Consider the following 21,494-nt stretch of genomic DNA (forward strand, 5'->3'; position numbering starts at 1 on the left):
GGGGGGCTCTTCCGGGCAGTGCAGGGGGCATATTTGCGCCGGCGGATCTTTCCGCCGTGACGGATGACAGCCTGCGAGTGCTGCTGGCCGAAGCCCCTGCGGATCATGTGCAGGGCAGGCTCTGGCTGGCTGAGGCCGCCATGCCCGCGGAACCCGGCATGGCGGCGGATTTTGCAGCCCTGCACGCACGTTTTGGCCGTATCGAGGCTCCGGTCTTTCCGCTGGCCGGGCGCGATGCGCTGGCACTGGGGGCTGCGCCCGGTCCCATGGTGGGCCGCGCTCTTGAACAGGTAAAAAACTGGTGGAAAGCCACAGGGTGCAGGGCCACGGCGGAGGAATGCCGCATACGACTGGCGGGGGTCCTGCGCGGTAAGGACGACTGAGGGCGTGGAATAAACCTGCCGGGGCCTCTTACGCGCCGGGGGGGGAGGCTGTTACAAACGGGGCATGACAGTTCTGACGTCGGCCGCCGTGCCGTCCACCGTTCACAAGCTTCTGCCCGATGACACGCGCGTTCTGCTGGGGCGCCTGTGGCGCAGCCAGGTGCGGCACCATCCCGCACGTATGGCCACCGTTCTTGGCCTGACCATACTGACGGCCGCGCTCACGGCCCTGTACCCGCTGGTGATCCAGCGCGCGCTGGACATGTTCGGCGCGCATGATCCGCGCATTCTGTACCAGGTGCCGCTTTTGGTGGTGGTGATCACCGTTGCCAAGGCCGTGTCGCAATATGCCCAGACGCTGGCTGCCCAGGGGCTGGTGCTGAACGTGATTCGCGGTCTCCAGGGCGAGATGTTCGATCATCTGGTGCAGGCCGATATTACCCAGCTTGAACGGGAAGCCCCGGCCAAGATGGCGGCGCGTTTTACGACAGATGCCGTCTCCATCCGGGAAGCGATGATCCGGGCCGTGAATTCCCTGGGCGATGTGGTGACCGTGGTGGGGCTGATCGGTTCCATGGTCTATATGGACTGGGAACTCAGCCTGATCGCCGCCTTGCTGTACCCGATCGCCGCCGTGCCGATCCAGAAACTGGGGCGGCGCGTGCGCCGGGCATCGGGCGGCATGCAGGAACGTATAGGGGAGACCGCGGCTTTTCTGACCGAGAGCTTCGCCCAGGCCCGTACGGTACGTGTCTACCGGCTTGAAGAAAGCGAACGCAGCCGGGCGGATCAGTCTTTCGATCATCTGCACCAGGCCATGCTGCGCATAACACGCGGGCGGGCCCGGGTGGACCCCCTGCTGGAAGCGCTGGGTGGCACGGCGGTAGCCGCTGTTCTGGGGTTTGCGGGGTGGCGCGCGTCTGTCGGCGGGGCCACGCTGGGTGATTTTTCGGGCTTTGTCGCGGCGCTTCTGCTGGCGGCCCGTCCGTTGCGGGCACTTGGCGCACTGAACGCCGCCCTGCAGGAAGGACTGGCCGGGCTGGTCCGTATTTTCGATATTATCGACGAAAAGCCTGCCGTGACCGAACGCGCGAATGCTGTGCCGCTGCCTGCCGGGCATGGGCATCTGGTGTTCGATAATGTGGGATTTGTCTATTCTGACGGGCGCACGGGCCTTGCGGGGTTGAGTTTCGATGCCCGGCCCGGATTTACCGTGGCCCTTGTCGGTCCGTCGGGTGCCGGCAAGTCGACCGCCCTGTCGCTGGTGCCGCGCCTGCACGATGTCAGCACCGGCCGTATCTTGCTGGATGGGGAAGACCTGCGCGACCTGCAACTGGCCGCCCTGCGGGATTCCATGGCCTATGTCAGCCAGGACCCGCTGCTGTTCGACCTGTCCATTCGCGACAATATTCTTATCGGCCGCCCTGGCGCCTCGCGGGTCGAGATGGAGGCCGCGGCACGGGCCGCGGCGGCTGAAACCTTCATTCTCGGCCTGCCCGAAGGCTACGACACGCAGGTGGGCCCCGGTGGACAGCGGCTGTCGGGCGGTCAGCGCCAGCGTGTCGCGCTGGCGCGCGCGTTGCTGCGCAACCCCCGCCTGCTTCTGCTCGATGAAGCCACAAGCGCTCTGGATACCGAGAACGAGGCCGCCGTGCAGGAGGCCCTGGCTACGCTGCGGCAGGGGCGTACCACGCTCATTGTCGCACACAGGCTTTCCACCATCCGCTCGGCCGATCTTGTCGTGGTTCTGGCCGATGGCAGGGCGGCGGAATGTGGCACGCATGACGCGCTGATGGCGCGTGACGGGCTGTATGCCCGGCTGGTCCGCACGCAGGGCCTGGAACGCTGATAAACGGCAGCCGCGCCCCATGACGGCGTGGCTGAGATGTGGCTGCTGCGGGGATGATGCAACTCACGCTTGATGAGCGCGCGGGAACGTGTCACATACTGACCGAACCGGTCGGTCAGCGCTCTGCTGGCGGACCCGTATGACGACTGACGACATGTTTTGAGCAGGGCAGGGAACAGAATGGCCGACGACCATAACGAACAGTCTTCCGCGACGCCTGATCCGCAGGCAGCGCCACAGAAAAAAAACAGTGGGCGCAGGAAGGCGATTCTGACAGGCGTTATTGCCATTCTGGTCATCGGCGCAGGGGTTTACTGGTTTTTGACCCGTAACGAGGTCGAAACCGATGACGCCTTTACCGCTGGCCGCGCGGTGGGCATTGCCCCGCATGTCGACGGGTATGTGACCCAGTTGCTGGTGAACGACAACCAGTTCGTTCACAAAGGGCAGATTCTGGCCCGGATCGACCCGCGTGACTGGCAGGACACACGTGACCGGGCTGCGGCCAGCCTTGCCTCGGCGCAGGCGATGTTGCAGGCCAGCCAGATGCTGCATGCCGTGGCCAGCCTGGAATATCCGGGCAGGCTGTTACAGGCCCAGGGGCAACTGGCCGACGCCAAGGCGCGCGAATTCAAGGCCCAGACCGATTACCGCCGCCAGCATGCGGTGGAACGGGCGGCCACCTCCCAGCAGGATATCGATTACGCGCAGGCGGCACTGGATGCGGCCCGCGCGCAGGTCATGGCGGCACAGGGTGCCGTGCAGATGGCCATGCCCGTGCAACCCAATATCGAGAACACCAGTGTCCGTGTCTCGCAGGAGGAAGCGCAGGTCAAATCGGCCCAGGCCGATCTGGCGAAGGCAGACCTCAATGTGGAATGGACAGCGATCCGCGCCCCGTGTGACGGCTGGATCAGCCAGCGCAATGTCGAACAGGGCAGCTTTGTTCACACGGGACAGAACATTTTTTCCATTGTCGAGCCTGAGGTCTGGGTGACCGCCAACTACAAGGAAACCCAGATTGGCAGAATGAAGCCCGGCCAGAAGGTGGATATCTCGGTCGATGCGTATTCGTCCCTTACGCTGCATGGACATGTCGATTCCATCCAGAAAGGGACCGGGGCCACGTTCAGCACCTTCCCGCCTGAAAACGCCACGGGCAATTACGTCAAGATCGTGCAGCGCGTGCCGGTGAAAATCGTGATCGACAGCGGCCTGAACCCTGACCAGCCTCTGGCTCTCGGGCTGTCGGTCATTCCTACCGTGCATGTGGATACCCAGGGCCGTTCCGATGCCCCCCCCAAGGGTACGCCGGTCGGGGATAATGCGGCAGCTCCCGGACAGGCCGCACAGTAATGAGCGGCTCCGCCGGGCAGGCCGCCGCCGCATGGAAGCCCAAGCATAATCCGTGGACCGTGGCCCTTGTCGTGACAATGGCCGCGTTCATGGAAATTCTGGACACCACCATCGTCAACGTGTCGCTGCCGCATATCGCGGGCAGCCTGTCGAGCACCTACGAGGACGCCACCTGGACCCTGACCGCCTATCTGGTGGCCAACGGCATTGTGCTGACCATTTCGGGCTGGCTGGGCAAGGTTTTCGGCCGCAAGCTCTATTTCATGATCTGCATTGTCATGTTCACCGTGTCGTCCTTCCTGTGCGGCATGGCGACCAGTCTGGGCGAACTGGTGGTGTTCCGGCTGATGCAGGGTTTTTTCGGCGGCGGGCTTCAGCCCAACCAGCAATCCATTATTCTCGACAGTTTCCCGCCCGAAAAACGTGCCGCGGCTTTTGGGCTGACAGCCATTGCCACCGTTGTCGGGCCGGTCATCGGGCCGACACTGGGCGGCTGGATTACCGATAATTTTTCATGGCGGTGGATTTTCTTCATCAACGTGCCGTTCGGTATTCTTACGACCATGGGAGTCATGGCCGTGGTGGAAAACCCGCCTTGGGCCAACAAGCGCAAAGCCCCGGTGGATGTGATCGGCATCAGCCTGATCACGCTTGGCTTCAGTTGCCTTGAGGTTATGGTGGACCGCGGCGAGGACGCCAACTGGTTCGGCTCCAACTTCATCTGCATCATGGGTGTGCTGGCGGTGCTGGGTCTGGTTGGCGCTGTCTGGTGGCTGCTGCGCGCCGACCAGCCTGCGGTTGACCTGCGTGTTTTCAGGGACCGGAATTTCGCGGTCGGCACCGCCCTGATGGGGGCCATGGGCGCGCTGCTGTATGCCTCGGCCATTATCGTGCCGCAGTTTGCCCAGCAGGTCATGGGCTATACGGCCACATTGTCGGGGCTGCTGCTGTCTCCTGGCGGTATTGCGGTTATTATCCTCATTCCCATTGTCGGCAAGCTTATGACGGTCATGAGCGTACGCAGCCTGATTGCCGTGGGGTTCGCCCTGATGGGGATGTCACTGTTTTTCTCGGCCCAGCTTCTGCCCGCACTCGACTTCCGGCATCTGGTGATTTTCCGCATGAGCCAGACTGCGTGCCTTGCCTTCCTGTTCGTGCCGTTGTCCACCATCGCGTATTCGACCATTCCCGAACGGTTGAATGCCGATGCATCGGCCCTGTTCAGCATGGCGCGCAACGTGCTGGGGTCCCTGGCGATTTCTGGCGCGGCCGCCTTGCTGACAGAGCGCCGCCAGGCCCGCCAGGCGCATATGACCCACTGGATGACACCCTACCACCAGCCCTTCAATGCCTATACGGACCAGGTGCGCGCCGCCGCCCAGGCCCGTGGATATGCCGAAGGTGCCGCCAACCAGATCGCGCAGCACCAGTTGTTTTCAGCGTTTTCGCACCAGGTGGCGATCCTCGCCTACAACGAGGTTTTCATGATTTTGGGTATTGGTGCGTTCCTGTGCGTGCCGTTCTGCTTTCTGCTTTCGTCCATCAAGGGGGACGGCAAGGCACGCGGCGCGCATTGACGCCAGCCCCCGTCAGCGGTGGCTGTGTTACGTATGCGGCGGGCAGATATGGCCCGCCGCCACTTACAGCCCGCCATTCCGGGATCGCTGTCAGGACCTGCTGTCAGGGGCTTGCGGCAAATGCCGCAAAATCCACGATCAGGCGTTCATAAACCGGTTTTTTGAAGCCCACATTCCGTTCAGGCAGGCTGTTCAGATCTGCCCAGATCCAGGCGTCGAATTCCTGTGGCAAATGCAGGTCCAGCTTGATGTCGTCGTCCTGACCGGTAAAAGCCAGCGCAAACCATTTCTGGGTCTGGCCCCTGTACTGCCCGCCAAGGGCGTGCCCGATCAGGTGGCCGGGCAGGTCGTAGCTGATCCATTCGGGGTGCTCGGCCAGAATGCTGACCTGGCTTGTCCCGATCTCCTCCAGCACTTCGCGCAGCACCGCTTCGGTGGGGTTTTCGCCTTCGTCGATCCCGCCTTGCGGGCACTGCCACACACCTTCGGAAAGCGGGCCACCGGCGCCGGGCATATCCGCGCGGCGGCCAATGAACACCTGCCCCGCGGCGTTGAAGATCATGGCCCCGACATTGGGCCGGTAAGGCAGGTCCGGCAGCGTGGGGCAGGGCGGCTCAGACTGGCTGGATGATATGCCGCGACCCGGTGCAGGGGTTTGCTGTGTGTTGGACAAGGAACAGTACTCGCCGTGTATGGGGGTGGCCTGAAAGCTGTTTGTGTTTGAAAAAAACGCTGGGGCAGAGCGCAGGTTTACCGGCCTGACTGAGTGGGTAGAGCCCGAATGTGTGCCCGGTCAGGCCTATGGGCCGCTCCGCAACCGGTTGGGTGCTGTTTCTTTGGCAGGGCTGTTCAGGGCAGTGTGCCCTGTTGCTGCGGTTTCTGGCCGTGGCCGCTGCTCAGGTTGACATGCATGCCACCGTTTGACGCTGCTGGCAGCGTATTGCGCGCCTGTTCGGCCGTCTGCACGATCTGGCTGACCGGCACCAGCGCGATTCCAACATCCTTGAGGTGGGGTATCCACGCACGCAGGCACGCAAGGGCGACCGGCCGCAGCGGGCCGAGTACCCCGATGGCATGCCCGTTCTGCCTGGCAAGCTGTTGCAGCTTGAGAAGCTGGATATCGATATTCACGATATCCGTATCGGTGTTGATGCGGATATCAGCCTGATTGGGCGCGCTGACCGCATTGCCTGCCTGGTCGGGTAGGGGGGGCGTGCCGTCCAGATACAGCAGGCCGCGCTGGTCCAGCGTGGCCAGTACGGGCTTGAAGGCGCCAGACTGCGTAAAGCCGGTGCCATTCTGGCCGCCCATGGCCGTGGTGACCCCGACATAGCCTGCCAGCCGCGAAAGAGACCAGTTCAGGTTGTCCGCGTTCTGCTGGGGCGAAAGCAGAAGCCCCAGCGCCTTGGGCCCGGCATTGTCGACAGGGGCGGAGGCGTTCTGGTTGGCCGCACTCTGGATGGGCAGCGCAATCAGCGTTTCATGGTCATGGTCGCGGGCGGCTGTCATCAGGCTCTGGGTATCGGTCAGGTAGGGTGACACCGCGAGAGAGACCGCGCCTGGGAGCGAATTTATGGCGTCAGTCGTGACATCGTCAGACTGGTCGATGCCATCGATCAGCAGGGCCACCACCGGGGTGCCGGAGGGCACGTCCACCGTGGGCGCGGCGTAAGCCTGCCTGGCCTGCTGGCCGTGCGGGCCGCGCTTGGGCAGGGGAAAGCCGCCGGGCCCGTTGGTGCTGTCCAGCAGCGCCGTTTGGGGTGGCAGAATACCGGTATGCGCGGGCAGGGCGGAACCTTTGCCCTGCGTCTCGGCAACGTCGATATCCTGGCCTTCCACAGCCAGGCGCGGTGGCCCCATGATCTGCAGGGTCACGCCGCCGATCAGCGTTACGGCAGCACACGCCCCCCAGAAGCGGACGAACGCCCGGCCATTTGCGGGAAGCAGGCCCCACCACGCAGAGCTAAGCATAAGCGCCGTCCTTCACGTTACTGATCTCCGCCCGGTTTAATGATGGGCCGGAGCGTCGGCTTTTGCCGCGGGCTTTACCGGCGGCAGCGACGCTGACGGGTCGGGCGCAGGCAGGCCTGCCATGGAACGGACAACCCGCAGCCCCTGCTGAAGCTGGAAGTCCGTAGCGGGCTTGGCGTAGTCGAAGCTGGGCCAGTTGGCCGGAGGTTCGCCCGGAATATCCTTGGCGATCGCGGGCAGGTCTGTCCGGGGCTGGGCCTTGGTCTGGTTGCCACCCTGGTTCTTGAGAATATGGTCCAGGTCCGCTTCACGCAGGCTCAGGCCCGGATCTTCACGGATTTCCTTGACCGCGATGTCGGGCGTAATGCCCAGCGCCTGGATGGAACGGCCAGAAGGCGTGTAGTACCGCGCCGTGGTCAGGCGCACCGCACCATTGCCGGGAATGGGGATGATGGATTGCACCGACCCCTTGCCGAAGGAGCGCGTGCCCAGCAGCACCGCACGGTGATGGTCCTGCAACGCCCCGGAAACAATTTCCGACGCGGAGGCGGAGCCGCCGTTGATCAGCACCACCATGGGCAGGTTGTCGGTAATATCCGTTCCGTGGGCATCCCAGCGCTGGCTGTCCTTGGGGTGGCGCGCCCGGGTGGAGACGATTTCGCCCGAGCGGATGAAACTGGCCGAAACCTCCACCGCCTGGTCCAGCAAGCCGCCCGGGTCGTTACGCAGGTCAAGAACCAGACCGGCCAGCTTGCCGCCCGCCTGCTGCTTGAGCGCGTTATAGCCCTTGAGCAGTTCCTTTTCCGTGGTTTCGTTGAACTGCGCGATGCGCAGATAGCCGATCCGGTCGTACAGCGCGGATTTGACCACGTCGATATGGATGATCTCGCGCGTCAGCGTCACGATAATGGGTTTGGGGGTTTTCTCGCGCACCAGCGTAAGGGTGATCTTGGTGTCGGGCTTGCCGCGCATTTTCTTGACGGCTTCATCCAGCGGCATGCCATCCACCGTGTGGCCATCCACGGCGATAATGTAGTCACCCGGCTTGATCCCGGCCCGGAAGCCCGGCGTGCCGTCTATGGGCGAGACGACGCGGATATGCCCGTCCTGCTGCTGAAGCTCCAGACCAAGGCCCCCGAACTCGCCTTTCATCTGCACCATCATGTCTTCGTACTGCTTCTGGGTCATGTACGAACTGTGCGGGTCAAGCCCGCTCAGCATGCCGTTCAGCGCGTTGGTAATCAGGTCGCGGTCCGACACGGGTTCGACATAGTCCGAGCGCACAAGGTCCAGCACCGTGCCGAACAGTGTCAGCAGCCGGTATGTTTCAGCATGGTTGGTTGTGGGGGCCGCATCTGGCGTGTCGGGCGCTTTGGCCGGTGGCTGCGTGTCGGGCTGGCCCTGCACCTGTGCCCAGGCTGTGGAGGTCAGCAGGCCCGAGGGCGAAAACCGGCCCGGAGAAAAGGCCAGGGCAAGGCTGGTCATGGCTGTGGCGCCGAGCATCAGACCTGTGCGGAACTTCATGCGATCGTGTCTCCTGTCGCCGGGTGTTCAAGCCCCCTGGCGCGTGTTCGTCCTGTCTTTGTTCACGGCGCCGCCAGTGTCACCGTGGTACCTGTGCGAGCGGGCCTGCCGGCCATATGGCAAGCCTAGCTGTTCCGTAACGGATAGGAAACCGCCACCCATAGGTGTCTGCCATCCCCGCCTACAGAAACGGCGCGGGGTTGACGGTTTTCTGCCCGTGACGGAGCTGAATGAACAGCGTAGCCGAACTGCCGGAACTTCCCATCTGTCCTACTGGCGCACCCTTTGTCAAACTTTGCCCGGTCTCGACGGAAAGCACCGACAACCCTGCCAGAACAAAGCGGTAATGCTGCCCGCAGTTCAGAATGACCATCTGGCCGTAGGTGCGGAACGTGCCTGCAAAATCCACCCCGCCCGTACAGGGCGCACGCACGCCGGCACCGGCCGGGGTGCGGTAGGTGCGGCCCGTTGCAGGGCCGGATTCGGTCGGGCTGCCCCAGTCAGAAACCAGCGTGCCCGCCACAGGCTTGAGCCCGGATGACGCCATGGGGTGCTCGGGCAGGCCCGGCCCGTTATCCTGTCCTGTGGCCTGCGCGGGGGCGGGCGGAGGGGGGGGAGTGGTGTTGCCAGCCCTGGCGGCTGCGGCTGCGGCCCTGCGCCGCGCGGTTGTTTCCCGCGCGATGGCGGCTGCGCGGTCCTTTTCTTTCTGCACGGCGGTTTCCGCTTCGGCTTCCAGCGTGTCCAGCCGGGCAATGGCATCCTGCAGGCTGGACGCACGTTCCGTGGCGGCCTGAAGCTGTCGTGCGGCGGTCGAGGCTGCCGTGTCGGCCCGTTTCTGGGCCTGTCGGGCCTGCATGGCCTCGCGCTGGACGACAAGACGCTGCTGGCTCTGTGTCTGTTCCAGGGCGTGCAGACGCTCCATCTCGCCCGACAGATCATGGTCCAGCACGTCCAGCCGGGCCTGCCGGGCACGCATGAGCAGGGCCTGCTGTTCCATCTGCCGTGAAAGCCCGCGCAGGATCAGGAAACCGGTTACCGCGTCCTGCTGGGGCAGGGGGGCGGCAAGCAGCGTATCGGATGGATAGAGCGACAGCCGCTCCGCCAGCGGCAGGATAGGGGCCAGGGCGCGCGCGTCATGGCGCAGCTTGTCCAGAAGTGCGGCCTGTTCGGCCCGCGCACTGTCGATACGGTCGGAGATATCGGCAATCTGCTGTTCGGTATTCTGGAGTTGCGCCGTGGCATCGACCGTGGCGGCCGACAGGGTCATCGAACGGGCCTTGGCCTGCGTGGCGGCGGCCAGTGCGGCTTCGTTCAATGCGCGTGACGTTGCAACGGTTCTGGCCTGTTGGGCGTTTTCGCGGGCCAGGGCCTCCTGCCGGGCGCGGGTGGCGCGGAGCGCGGCCTGCGCCTGCCTGACGGATGCAGGGCCGGTTGCTCCCGCGGGGGGCGGACTGGTTGGAAGGTGCAGCGCATGGGGCGCAGGGGTGGCATGGGACCCGGTGGAGGTGTGAGCGCTGGCATGTCCCGCCTTATGGCCCGTACCATGGGCTGAGCCCGCATGGTGGGCATGCGGTGTTGCCGCATGCGCGCGGGTGTCGGTGTAGCAGCAGGCCAGCATCAGCCATGCGGTCCCGTAAGCCGCGCCGTAAGCTGCCCAGTATGCGCCCCGGCCCGTGGCCCATTGGATGACCTGGCTGCGGGGCCGATGTCTGGCCTCGTGGCGCACCCCATATGCCGTATGGCGCATGGCTGGACAGGGCCTGCGTCCGGCCGGTCCGCCAGGCGGGACCGGTGTTGAAAAAGGCCGGCGCAGGGGCATTCAGTGCGCGAGCAGGGACATGCCGGTCATTTCCGGTGGCTTGGGCAGGCCCATGATCTCCAGCAGGGTCGGCGCCAGGTCCGCAAGCTTGCCGCCGTCGCGCAGGGCAGAAACATTGGTGCCGTAGGCGATCAGCGGCACAAGGTTGAGGGTGTGGGCCGTATGCGGGCCGCCGGTCTGCGGGTCTTTCATCATCTCGCAGTTTCCGTGGTCGGCGGTTACCAGCAATGTGCCGTGCTGGCCGGCAATGGCTTGGGCGATGCGGCCCAGCCCCGTATCCACCGCCTCTACCGCCTTGATGGCGGCGGACAGGATACCGGTATGGCCAACCATGTCCGCGTTGGCGAAGTTCAGCACGATCAGGTCGTATGTGCCGCTGTCTATTGCGGCCACGGCCTTGTCTGTCAGTTCGGCGGCGGACATTTCGGGTTGCAGGTCGTAGGTCGCAACCTTGGGGGAGGGAACCAGAATGCGTTCTTCGCCCTCGAACAGCGTTTCCCGGCCGCCATTCATGAAATATGTCACGTGCGGATATTTTTCGGTTTCCGCCATGCGCAACTGTCGCAGCCCGGCTCTGGCCACGACCTCACCCAGCAGGTTGGTCAGTTCCTCCTGCGGGAACAGCGTGGTCATGCGCGCAGCCAGCGTATCGCTGTAATGGGTCATGGCCACGGCGGCGGCGAAGTGAATGGTTTTTGCCCGGGCAAAGCCGGAAAAATCGGGTTCGAGCAGGGCGTCCATAAGCTGGCGGATACGGTCGGCCCGGAAATTGAACGACAGGATGGCGTCTCCGTCCTTCATGCCCGTATAGCCATCGAGCACGGTGGGCAGGATGAATTCGTCGGACACATCGGCTTCGTAGGCGCTGGCGATGACATCCGCCGGGGTGGTGGCATGTGGCCCCTGCGCGGCTACAATGGCGTTGTAGGCTTTTTCAACCCGGTCCCAGCGTTTGTCGCGGTCCATGGCGAAGTAGCGCCCGCTCAGTGTCGCCAGCCGGACCTGCGGGGGCAGGGCGGCCTGCAGGTGTGCCACATAGTCCGCCGCCGAACGCGGGGCCGTGTCACGCCCGTCCGTGAACAGGTGAAACGCCACCGGCACACCGGCTTCCGCCACGATCCGGGCCAGTGCCACGGCGTGGTCCTGGTGCGAATGTACGCCACCGGGCGAGACAAGGCCCATCAGGTGGCAGGTGCCCCCGCTGGCCTTCAGCGCGTCAATAAACCCGGTCATGACCGGGTTGGCGGCCAGGCTGCCGTCTTCTATGGCGTTGAAGATGCGCGGCAGTTCCTGCATGACCACACGACCCGCGCCGATATTGAGGTGCCCGACCTCGGAATTGCCCATCTGGCCGGTTGGCAAACCCACATCCCTGCCGCTGGTGCGCAAGAAGTTATGCGGGTTTTCGCGCCACAGGCGCTCGAAATTGGGAATATTGGCAAGACGCACGGCGTTATCGGCCGTATCCTCCCGCCAGCCGAAGCCATCGAGAATAACCAGCATGACAGGGCGTTTGGGGCCGGGCGCGGAAACTGACATAGGAAAGACCTTTTTGTTCGGTTCTTGATTATGCGTAAATCATGCCACCAAAAAGGCCGGAAGACAAAGACGGCGTTGCAAAAGGCGGCGCATGGCCGACAGATATGGCGCAGCGCTGGTGGCGGGGTGATGAAGTTCGGATAATATATTGTAAATTAAGGATATTTCATAAGATCACAAAACCCTGTTCCGTTTTGGGGCCAGGAATGCCAGAAGGGTTTTGAAGAATCGGCACTGGTCCGCTTCGCGGTATTCGAAACAGGTCATCATGCTTTTCAAAACACTCCCGACCGGAGCCGTCATCGGGCTCTGGGCCTTGTTTGCCTGCACTTTCACGGCTTTGACCAGCGAGGTCGCACCTGTCGGTATCCTGATCGAAATGGCTCGCACCTTTCACATTCAGGAAGGGCAGGCAGGGCTGGCCGTCAGCGCTTTTGCCCTGATGGTGACACTGGGTGCCGTACCGCTGACGATCATGACCGCGCATATCGACCGCAAACGGCTGATGCTGGTTTCGTTATCGGGGTATGTGCTGTCGAACCTCGTCATGGCCATGGCGCCCAGTTTCGTGCTGCTTTGCGTCGGCCGTCTGATCGGGGGGCTGGCCCACGCGCTGCTGATGTCGATCGTGTCAGCCTATGCCGCGCGGCTGGTGCCGCCCAGCATGACCGGGCGGGCCATTTCGTTCGTGTATGGCGGGACGTCCCTGGGGGCGATTCTGGGCGTTCCGGGTACGGCGGCCGTGGGGCACGTGGCGGGCTGGCGGACCGCCATGTATATCATGACCGGTCTCGCAATCGTTCTGACCGTGTGTATCGCGTTTTTCCTGCCCCCTGTCGCATCCCCCGTGCAGAGCAAGGGGAACCTGCCCAGCGTTACATCCGCGCGGATCATGCGGACCTTTTTGGTGGTCGTGGCGGTGGATGCCGTGTTCTTTTTCGCCCATAACCTGCTCTATACTTACGTGACCCCCCTGCTGCTCGACCATGGTCTGCCAGATGGCGCGCTGAGCATAGCCCTGCTGATGACAGGCGCGCTCAGCATTCTGGGCCTGTGGGGCGCTGGCCAGATTGTCGATCGGCGACCGGCGCTTGGCATGCTGGTCAGCGGGCTGGCCATGCTGCTGGGTATGGGGCTCATGTATGGGCATATTCTGTGGGGCTGGCTGTCGGTGGCCGCTGTCGGGCTGTGGTGCATCGGCTATTCGGCCATTATTCCCTTTGTCATGTCCGGTGCCATCCGCACACGCGCCACACGGCCGGATGTGGCGGGGGCCGCGATCAACGCCGCGAGCAATGCGGGTATTCTGCTGGGCTCGGCGGTGGGGGGGCAGGTTCTCACCCATAGCGGCTTTGCGGTGTTGACACCGCTTGCCGTTGCCATTGCCCTGTTCGGTATTCTGCTGGCCCTTTTCAACCCGGCTGCGTTTCCCCGCACGCTCGCGCCGTCCGAACATGAGGACTGAGCAGGGCGTTCCAGACTTGCGCAGTCTTCGATGCCCCGGTTTTTCTGTTCTGAACGCGTGGACCTCTGGCATTCAGCCCGGCGCAGATTTTAGCCGCAAGCCAGCCGTTTCAGGTGCCACGACCAGCGTGAATGGCCAGCGCGAACAACCCGGATGAGCGGCGCGGGTGGACAGAGCCCCGAGCCGCGCCGCCAGACGAGCGTCGAGGGGAGCGCCCACCAAGCAGCGCCCTATGCAGGGCGCAAGATCGGGCGCGTTCCTGCGCGCTGTCCCGTTTTCACGACCGCACGCCAGTCTGTAAGAAAGCAGTCACGGCATTTTCGCAGCGCGGAACGGAGGCAATGCAAAGCCCGGCGGGCCTAAATTCCGGGCAATAGTTGTAGGGTGGTCTCGAGCGCGTTCTGCCCTACCATGATATCGGTATCCGATGCGGATTTCTGTTTTTGCATGTGTTGCCTGCTCTCTCGCAGGAGGGTCAGCAACTGGCTGGCCATATCCTTTGCGGTCAGCGAAAAATCCTGGTTTTCAAGTGCTGTGGTCGCTGGGTGCGCCGCTGGCTGGCCCGGCAGCGGAGCGTTTGCGGTCTGAATTCCGCTGGAACTGGCCTGCTGCCAGGACGGATCGGTCCTGTCGGCCTGTGTCGTCTCAGCACCCGATGTCACCGGGGTTGCGGCCTGTGCCGGGCTTGCCGTGTCAGTCCCCGCTGCCCCGCCGGCACTGCCTCCCGCCTGCACATATTGCGCTACTGCGGCGGCCAGTTGACGTGCCAGCAGCGCGACTTCCCCGGCCATGGCCCTGGGGGAGAGAACGCCTTTCATTTCCAGAAGTGCGACCATCTGCGCCTTGAGACTGTCAAGCCGCTGCTCGGCGAGGGCCCGCGCGGTTTCATGGCTGGACCGGATAATCTGGTCCAGCCGCGCCATGGCGACCTGGGTGGGGGACTGGTCCTGGCTGGTGGGGGCATTTGCCAGCACGCTGTCGTCCGCGCTGGTTGCGGAAGTGTGTTCAGGGGCTTTTTCGCTGGCGGGCACGGCGGCATATGTGCGGGCGTCTTGTGTGGCCGCCTGCGTTTCCGGTCCTGCGTTTAACGCAGTCGTTGCTGCTGCGGATAGCGTGACAGTATCGCGTGTGTCGGGCGTGGTGGTGCCTGCTGCAAGGGGGGGCGCGGCTGCGCTGCCACGGTGTGCGGCATGATGCCTGCCGGGCTGATCGAACAGGTAAGCCGGGTCTGAAAATGCGGTTGCCGCAACTGTAGCCATCGTCTTGTCCTTCAGTCAGACAGCGAAACAGCTACAATCCGTGACAATGTTTAATAAGATGTTAAAAAATCAGCGCGTCAGATCCACGGCGAACGGCCCTATGCCGTTGGCGCAACCGGCAACCTGCTCCTCGTGGGGGAAGGGCAGGCTGCCGGCGTGGTGTCAGGCACGGCGGACCGTGTAGGATTTTTCCAGTTCGGTTGTAATGGTCGCGGCATGTTCGGGGTCGCGGGCTTCGATCATGATTTCGAGCACGGCGGCCTGAACGGACGGTGCCGAGAAAAGCCGCTGGTGCGACACCTCGATAACATTGCCCCCTGCATCGCCAATGGTTTTGGCAATATCGGCCAGAACGCCGGGCCGGTCGGGAATTTCCATGATCAGGCGCAGGATACGCCCGTCACGCAGCATGGCGCGCATGAGCGTGTTGGCCAGAATGCGACTGTCGATATTCCCGCCCGAAATGGGCATGGCCACCTTGCGGCCCTTGAACTGCTCGGGGTAGGTCAGCACGGCGGCAAGGGCTGCGGCCCCGGCTCCTTCGCTGACCTGCTTTGCCCCTTCGGCCAGCAGGGTAATGGCGTTTTCTATGGCGCATTCGGATACGACCAGCACCTGATCCACCAGCTTGCGGATGACTTCATCCGTCTGCTGGCCGATCTGGAGTACGGCAATGCCCTCGGCAATGGTTGCGCCGCCATTGGGCTGCAGGGCCGGGCCGGGAAAGGCGCTGAGTGAATCGTAGTTTTCGACTTCCACGCCAATCAGCCTGACACCGGGCCTGAGTGCACGTGCCGCAACCGCGCAGCCGGACAGCAGGCCGCCACCCCCGATGGGCACGACCAGCATGTCCAGATCGCCCGCGTCCTCAAGCAGTTCCAGGGCGCAGGTACCCTGGCCCGCCATGATAGCGGGGTCGTCATAGGGGTGGATGAAGGTTCGGCCCTCACGCGCCTGAAGGTCCTGGGCAAAGGCCAGGGCTTCGGCAAAGCTGTCGCCTTCGAGCACGACGCGCGCACCCCAGTTGCGGGTGCGTACAACTTTGCCGCCGGGCGTGAAGCGGGGCATGACAATAACCGCGTCAATGCCCAGCAGGCTGGCATGGCGGGCCACGCCCTGTGCGTGGTTCCCGGCTGACACCGCAATAACCCCACGCGCGCGTTCCTCGGGCGAAAGCAGGGCCAGCTTGTTGGCTGCCCCACGCTCCTTGAAGGAGCCGACAGCCTGAAGGTTTTCCAGCTTCAGCGTAATATCCGCACCCGTGGCCATGGACAGGGCATGGGACGCAACGGTGGGTGTACGGATCACCTTGCCGCGGATCCGTTCGGCCGCGGCGGTGATGTCCTGCATGCAGATCATGTCAGATGAATTTTACGGACAGGATTTCGTAGGTGCGGTCGCCACCGGGGGCGGGAACGGACACGGTGTCTCCTTCCTGCTTGCCGATCAGCGATTTGGCCAGGGGCGAGGAAATGGAAATCTTGCTCTGCTTGATGTCGGCTTCATGCAGGCCGACGATCTGGTAGGTGATTTCCTTGTCCGTGTCCTCGTCCACCAGACTGACGGTCGCGCCAAACTTGACATGGCTGCCCGAAAGAGAGGCCGGGTCGATCACCTCGGCGGTGGAGATGATCTCTTCCAGTTCCTGGATACGTCCTTCAATAAAGGACTGGCGTTCACGCGCGGCATGGTATTCAGCGTTTTCTGAAAGGTCACCATGGCTGCGGGCTTCCGCAATGGCGCGGATAACCGCCGGGCGTTCTTCTGATTTCAGCTTGCGCAGCTCATCTTCGAGTTGCCGCAGGCCTTGGCCCGTCATCGGAGTTTTCTGCAAGACGTATCCCCGGAATAAAACTGTCGGCCTGGGCCGGCGTGGACGTTACACACTCTTGAAGGCCCGGCCGCCCCCCTACCGCGTAGGGGAGTGGCCGAACCGCAAACGGCAGGGGCAGGCTGGTATGGCCTGCCCCTGCTGCCTAGAACGATCCACTAAAGTATGACTGAAGCGGCGCAACTTCAAGCGGTCCTTCGCGCATTGCCGCAATAGCATGCACCGCGGCCCGGGCTCCGGCCATGGTTGTGTAGTGCGGAATGCCCAGAACCAGCGCCGAACGGCGGATGTCGAAGCTGTCGGCCACGGACTGTGCGCCCCGTGCGGTGTTGATGACCATCTGCACCTCGCCCGAGCGAATGGCATCCACGCAGTGGGGGCGGCCTTCAAGCACCTTGTTGACCACTTCCACCTCGATCCCGGACTCGCGCAGCCTGCGGGCCGTGCCACGTGTGGCCACGATCTTGAACCCCATGGAGGCCAGCAGGCGCCCGAGGGCCGCAAGCTGGGGCTTGTCGCTTTCACGCACGGACACGAAGATCGTGCCTGTCATGGGCAGCTTGACCCCCGCGCCAAGCTGCGACTTGGCAAAGGCGCGCTCGAAGGATGTGTCCAGCCCCATGACCTCACCCGTCGAGCGCATTTCCGGGCCGAGAATGGTGTCCACCTCCGCAAAGCGGTTGAAGGGGAACACGGCTTCCTTCACCGCGACATGGGGCACGACGGCGCGGTCGTCGAGGTTGAAGGTGGACAGCTTGTCGCCCGCCATGACACGCGCGCCGATCTTGGCGACCGGAACCCCCGTGGCCTTGGCCACGAACGGTACCGTGCGCGACGCACGGGGGTTGACCTCCAGCACGAACACTTCCTGGTCCTTGATGGCGTATTGCACGTTCATCAGCCCGACAATGCCAAGCTCGCGCGCCATGGCCTCGGTCTGGGCCTTCAGTTCCGTCACGATGGCGGGGGACAGCGTGTAGGGCGGCAGGGCGCAGGCGCTGTCACCCGAATGGATGCCCGCTTCCTCGATATGTTCCATCACCCCGGCCACGTAGACTTCCGTGCCGTCGGAAATGCAGTCCACATCCGCCTCGATCGCTTCGTTCAGGTAGCGGTCGAGCAGGATCGGGCCGGATGAGATCTCGTGCCCGGCATGGCGCAGCACGTCGCGCATGTAGCGCTGGAGCGACGCCCGGTCATAGACGATTTCCATCGCCCGGCCACCCAGCACGTAGGACGGGCGCACCACCACGGGGTAGCCCACCCGTTCGGCCACGGCCTCGGCTTCTTCGGGGGTGCGGGCAATGCCGTTCTCGGGCTGGCGCAGGCCCAGCTTGTGCAGCATGGCCTGGAACCGCTCGCGGTCCTCGGCGCGGTCGATCGCATCGGCCGGGGTGCCCAGCAGGGGAATGCCTGCGGCCTCAAGCGCGCGGGACAGCTTGAGCGGCGTCTGGCCACCGTACTGGACAATGCAGCCCTTGACCGTACCGCTGGACTGTTCGCGGCGGATCAGGGCGATCACGTCCTCGGCCGTCAGCGGTTCGAAGTAAAGCCGGTCGGACGTGTCGTAGTCGGTGGACACGGTTTCGGGGTTGCAGTTGACCATAATGGTCTCGTACCCCGCTTCGCGCAGGGCGTAGGCGGCATGCACGCAGCAGTAATCGAATTCGATCCCCTGGCCGATCCGGTTGGGACCGCCACCCAGAATAACGATCTTTTCGCGGTCCGTCGGGGCGGCCTCGCAGGTGGGGGGGGTGAACAGCCCTTCGTAGCTGGAATACATATACGGCGTTGCGGAGGCGAATTCACCCGCGCAGGTATCGATCCGCCGGTACGCGGGCACCACACCCGCCTGGGCGCGCAGGCTGGCGACTTCCTCGGGCTGCGTGCCGGACAGGCGGGCAAGCTGCACGTCGGAAAAACCAAGGGCCTTGAGACGGCGCAGACCCTGCGCGTCCTTGGGCAGGCCGTGGTTTTCCACCGCGCGTTCGGCGGCGATCAGGGCTTCGAGCTGGCGCAGGAACCACGGTTCGAACTTGCAGGCCTCGTTGATATCCTCGACCGAAAGACCCGCGCGCAGGGCCTGCGCGGCCATGAGAATACGCTCGGGCCGGGGCTGGGACAGGGCGGCGCGGAACGCGTCTTCCCCGCCGTCACCGGGCACTTCCACCGGGTCCAGCCCGTGCAGGCCGGTTTCCATGGAGCGCAGGCCCTTCTGCAACGCTTCGGGGAAGGAACGGCCAATGGCCATGGCCTCGCCCACCGACTTCATGGAGGTGGAGAGCAGGGCAGGGGCGCCGGGGAATTTTTCGAACGTAAAGCGCGGGATTTTCACCACCACGTAGTCGATCGTGGGTTCGAACGACGCAGGTGTGGTGCGGGTAATGTCGTTTTTCAGTTCATCCAGCGTGTAGCCGACCGCAAGCTTGGCCGCCACTTTGGCAATGGGAAAACCCGTGGCCTTGGACGCCAGTGCTGATGAGCGCGAGACCCGGGGGTTCATTTCAATCACCACCATGCGCCCGTCGGCGGGGTTGATGCCGAACTGCACGTTGGACCCGCCCGTTTCCACCCCGATGGCCCGCAGGCACGCGATGGAGGCATCGCGCATACGCTGGTATTCCTTGTCGGTCAGCGTCAGTGCGGGAGCAACGGTGATGGAATCGCCCGTATGCACGCCCATGGGGTCGATATTCTCGATGGAGCAGATGATAATGCAGTTGTCCGCCGTATCGCGCACAACTTCCATTTCGAACTCTTTCCACCCCAGCACGGATTCCTCGACCAGCACTTCGGTCGTGGGGGAGGCATCCAGCCCCGAGATCACGATCTGGTCGAATTCCTCACGGTTGTAGGCAATGCCGCCGCCAGACCCGCCCATGGTAAAGGACGGGCGGATAATGGAGGGAAAGCCGATCTGCTTGAGGGCTTCGTGGGCTTCGGCCAGCGTGTGGGCGATCAGGCTGCGCGGGCTTTCAATGCCGATGGCGTCCATCGCCTCGCGGAATTTCTGGCGGTCTTCGGCGCGGTCGATCACATCGGCCTTCGCACCGATCAGCTCCACACCGTGTTTTTCCAGAAAGCCCGAGGCATGCAGGGCCATGGCGGTGTTGAGTGCAGTCTGCCCACCCATGGTCGGCAGCACGGCGTCGGGCTTTTCCTTGAGGATGATGCGCTCCACCACTTCCGGCGTAATCGGCTCCACATAGGTGGCGTCGGCAAGGCCGGGGTCGGTCATGATGGTGGCCGGGTTGGAATTGACCAGAATAACCCGGTAGCCTTCCTCGCGCAGGGCCTTGCAGGCCTGGGCGCCGGAATAGTCGAATTCGCACGCCTGTCCAATAACAATGGGACCGGCGCCGATGATGAGGATGGAGCGGATGTCTGTCCGTTTGGGCATGATACGTGCGGTCCTGTCAGTTCTTGGCGCCGTGGGTGTCGATCAGGGTGACAAAGCGTTCGAACAGGTAAAAACTGTCGGACGGGCCGGGGCTGGCTTCGGGGTGGTACTGCACGGAAAACGCGGCGTACCGGCTGGTGGCCAGACCCTCGTTCGAGCCGTCGAACAGGCTCACATGGGTGACGCGGGCATCGGCCGGCAGGGTGTCGGCGTCCACCGCGAAACCGTGGTTCTGGCTGGTAATTTCCACCCGCCCGGTTTCAAGGTCCTTCACCGGCTGGTTCGCGCCCCGGTGGCCGCGTTCCATCTTGTAGGTTTTCGCGCCCAGTGTCAGGGCCAGCAGCTGGTGCCCCAGGCAGATGCCGAACAGGGGTATGCCCGCTTCCAGCACGGTGCGGATGGCGGGCACCGCGTAGCTGGCCGTGGCCGCCGGGTCCCCCGGCCCGTTGGAGAGGAAAACCCCTTCGGGCTTGAGCGCCAGAATCTCCTCACCCGTCGTGGTGGCGGGCACAACGGTCACGTCGCACCCGGCAGCCACCAGGCAGCGCAGGATATTGCGCTTGGCGCCGTAATCCACCGCCACCACGCGGCGGCGCCGGGCGGGGAGCGGGCGTGAGCCATGCGGCCATTCCCACACACTGTCCTGCCAGGCATAGGGGGCCGCGCAGGTTACGTCCTTGGCCAGGTCCATGCCTTCAAGCCCAGGCCAGGCGCGGGCGCTTGCCACAATGGCTTCGGGGTCGATACGGCCATCGGCGGGGAAAACGAGTGCTGCTGTCTGCGGTCCCTTGTCGCGGATGATCAGGGTCAGCGCACGGGTGTCCACCCCGGCAATGCCAGCCACGCCGCGTTCCTTCAGCCACGCATCCAGGCTTTCGGTCGCGCGCCAGTTGGCGGGGGCGGTCGGGTCTTCCTTTACCACCAGCCCGCGGGCGAAAATGCGCGCGGCTTCGTCATCTTCCACATTCGCGCCGACATTGCCGATATGCGGGAAGGTGAAGGTGATGATCTGCCCCGCGAAGGACGGGTCCGTCAGGGTTTCCTGGTAGCCGGTCATACCCGTGGAAAAGCAGATTTCGCCAATGGCCGGGCTGGGTGTGAAGGCGCCAAAGCCTTTCCCCCACAATACGCTGCCATCTGCGAGAACAAGGGCGGCGGTGGCGCCATCGGGGCGGGCGTCGGGCATGGATGTTCCTGTTTTGCTGCCTTCCGCATGGGGGAAGGGTCGGTCTGTCACGGATGGTGCGGGCTGGAGATCATCCAGCGAAAGGCCGGTCGCCTGTGCGATCGCGGGCCAGTGCCTGGCCGGAATGGCCTGGGCCTGCCGCCATTTGCGGATAGCTTCGGTGCCTACGCCGGTCAGCCTGGCTGTGGCATCCGGCCCGCCAATGCGGGCGATGATGGAATCGATTGACATGGACATGGCCTTTGGCTGTGCCTCCCCATGCGGTTCTCTAGCATTCCGGCAAGCGCTTGGGAAGAAATTTCCCACCCGCTCAGAGTCAGGGAAAGGTGCTTGGG

The 21,494-nt window shown here is 63.9% G+C and carries 14 protein-coding genes and 1 pseudogene; 5 read left to right on the top strand and 10 right to left on the bottom strand.

The genetic code is table 11. From position 1 onward, the window contains the following. From ABF990_RS00005 to ABF990_RS00020, 4 genes and pseudogenes are all read left to right on the top strand, one after another. A pseudogene (locus ABF990_RS00005) lies at positions 1-383 on the top strand (hypothetical protein); the annotation flags it as partial. Between the two features lie 64 nt (positions 384-447). After that, positions 448-2,232 (top strand): ABC transporter ATP-binding protein, encoded by a 1,785-nt coding sequence (locus tag ABF990_RS00010; RefSeq protein ID WP_415491288.1) that lies wholly within the window; start codon positions 448-450, stop codon positions 2,230-2,232. A 180-nt stretch (positions 2,233-2,412) separates the two neighbouring features. Next, positions 2,413-3,588, top strand: a complete 1,176-nt coding sequence (locus tag ABF990_RS00015) for an HlyD family secretion protein (protein WP_415491287.1) — start codon at positions 2,413-2,415, stop codon at positions 3,586-3,588. Further along, positions 3,588-5,165: a DHA2 family efflux MFS transporter permease subunit gene (locus tag ABF990_RS00020; RefSeq protein ID WP_415491286.1), complete on the top strand. Its 1,578-nt coding sequence runs from the start codon at positions 3,588-3,590 to the stop codon at positions 5,163-5,165. Before ABF990_RS00015 ends, ABF990_RS00020 begins: the two co-directional genes overlap by 1 nt. A gap of 103 nt (positions 5,166-5,268) precedes the next feature. Here ABF990_RS00020 and ABF990_RS00025 read toward each other — a convergent pair whose 3' ends face one another. From ABF990_RS00025 to gpmI, 5 genes are all read right to left on the bottom strand, one after another. Further along, positions 5,269-5,763, bottom strand: coding sequence for an RNA pyrophosphohydrolase (locus ABF990_RS00025; protein ID WP_415500109.1), 495 nt, complete (start codon positions 5,761-5,763; stop codon positions 5,269-5,271). A gap of 251 nt (positions 5,764-6,014) precedes the next feature. Further along, on the bottom strand, positions 6,015-7,136 hold the full coding sequence (locus ABF990_RS00030; protein ID WP_415491285.1) for a divergent polysaccharide deacetylase family protein: 1,122 nt from the start codon (positions 7,134-7,136) through the stop codon (positions 6,015-6,017). Between the two features lie 36 nt (positions 7,137-7,172). Then, the gene (locus tag ABF990_RS00035) at positions 7,173-8,660 is read right to left on the bottom strand and encodes a S41 family peptidase (RefSeq protein WP_415491284.1); all 1,488 of its coding nucleotides are present in this window, start codon (positions 8,658-8,660) and stop codon (positions 7,173-7,175) included. A 181-nt stretch (positions 8,661-8,841) separates the two neighbouring features. Then, positions 8,842-10,407, bottom strand: coding sequence for a murein hydrolase activator EnvC family protein (locus tag ABF990_RS00040; RefSeq protein WP_415491283.1), 1,566 nt, complete (start codon positions 10,405-10,407; stop codon positions 8,842-8,844). Positions 10,408-10,479: 72 nt separating this feature from the next. Then, positions 10,480-12,018: a 2,3-bisphosphoglycerate-independent phosphoglycerate mutase gene (gene gpmI, locus ABF990_RS00045; RefSeq protein WP_415491281.1), complete on the bottom strand. Its 1,539-nt coding sequence runs from the start codon at positions 12,016-12,018 to the stop codon at positions 10,480-10,482. A 268-nt stretch (positions 12,019-12,286) separates the two neighbouring features. On the opposite strand from gpmI, the gene ABF990_RS00050 reads away from it, so the two are divergent. Further along, positions 12,287-13,483, top strand: a complete 1,197-nt coding sequence (locus tag ABF990_RS00050; RefSeq protein WP_415491280.1) for an MFS transporter — start codon at positions 12,287-12,289, stop codon at positions 13,481-13,483. A 359-nt stretch (positions 13,484-13,842) separates the two neighbouring features. Here ABF990_RS00050 and ABF990_RS00055 read toward each other — a convergent pair whose 3' ends face one another. The 5 genes from ABF990_RS00055 to carA form a co-directional block, all read right to left on the bottom strand. Next, positions 13,843-14,742 (bottom strand): hypothetical protein, encoded by a 900-nt coding sequence (locus ABF990_RS00055; protein ID WP_415491279.1) that lies wholly within the window; start codon positions 14,740-14,742, stop codon positions 13,843-13,845. 162 nt (positions 14,743-14,904) lie between these two features. Beyond that, the gene (locus ABF990_RS00060) at positions 14,905-16,101 is read right to left on the bottom strand and encodes a threonine ammonia-lyase (RefSeq protein WP_415491278.1); all 1,197 of its coding nucleotides are present in this window, start codon (positions 16,099-16,101) and stop codon (positions 14,905-14,907) included. 1 nt (position 16,102) lies between these two features. Beyond that, entirely contained in the window at positions 16,103-16,576 is a 474-nt protein-coding gene (gene greA / locus ABF990_RS00065; protein ID WP_415491277.1) for a transcription elongation factor GreA, read from the bottom strand. A 142-nt stretch (positions 16,577-16,718) separates the two neighbouring features. Continuing rightward, complete coding sequence (gene carB, locus ABF990_RS00070) at positions 16,719-19,973, bottom strand: carbamoyl-phosphate synthase large subunit (RefSeq protein WP_415500091.1); 3,255 nt, start codon at positions 19,971-19,973, stop codon at positions 16,719-16,721. A gap of 16 nt (positions 19,974-19,989) precedes the next feature. Then, positions 19,990-21,396: a glutamine-hydrolyzing carbamoyl-phosphate synthase small subunit gene (carA, locus tag ABF990_RS00075; RefSeq protein WP_415491275.1), complete on the bottom strand. Its 1,407-nt coding sequence runs from the start codon at positions 21,394-21,396 to the stop codon at positions 19,990-19,992. Positions 21,397-21,494 lie beyond the last annotated feature (98 nt).

The sequence above is a fragment of the Acetobacter sp. genome, from assembly GCF_047723915.1.
Taxonomy (GTDB): domain Bacteria; phylum Pseudomonadota; class Alphaproteobacteria; order Acetobacterales; family Acetobacteraceae; genus Acetobacter.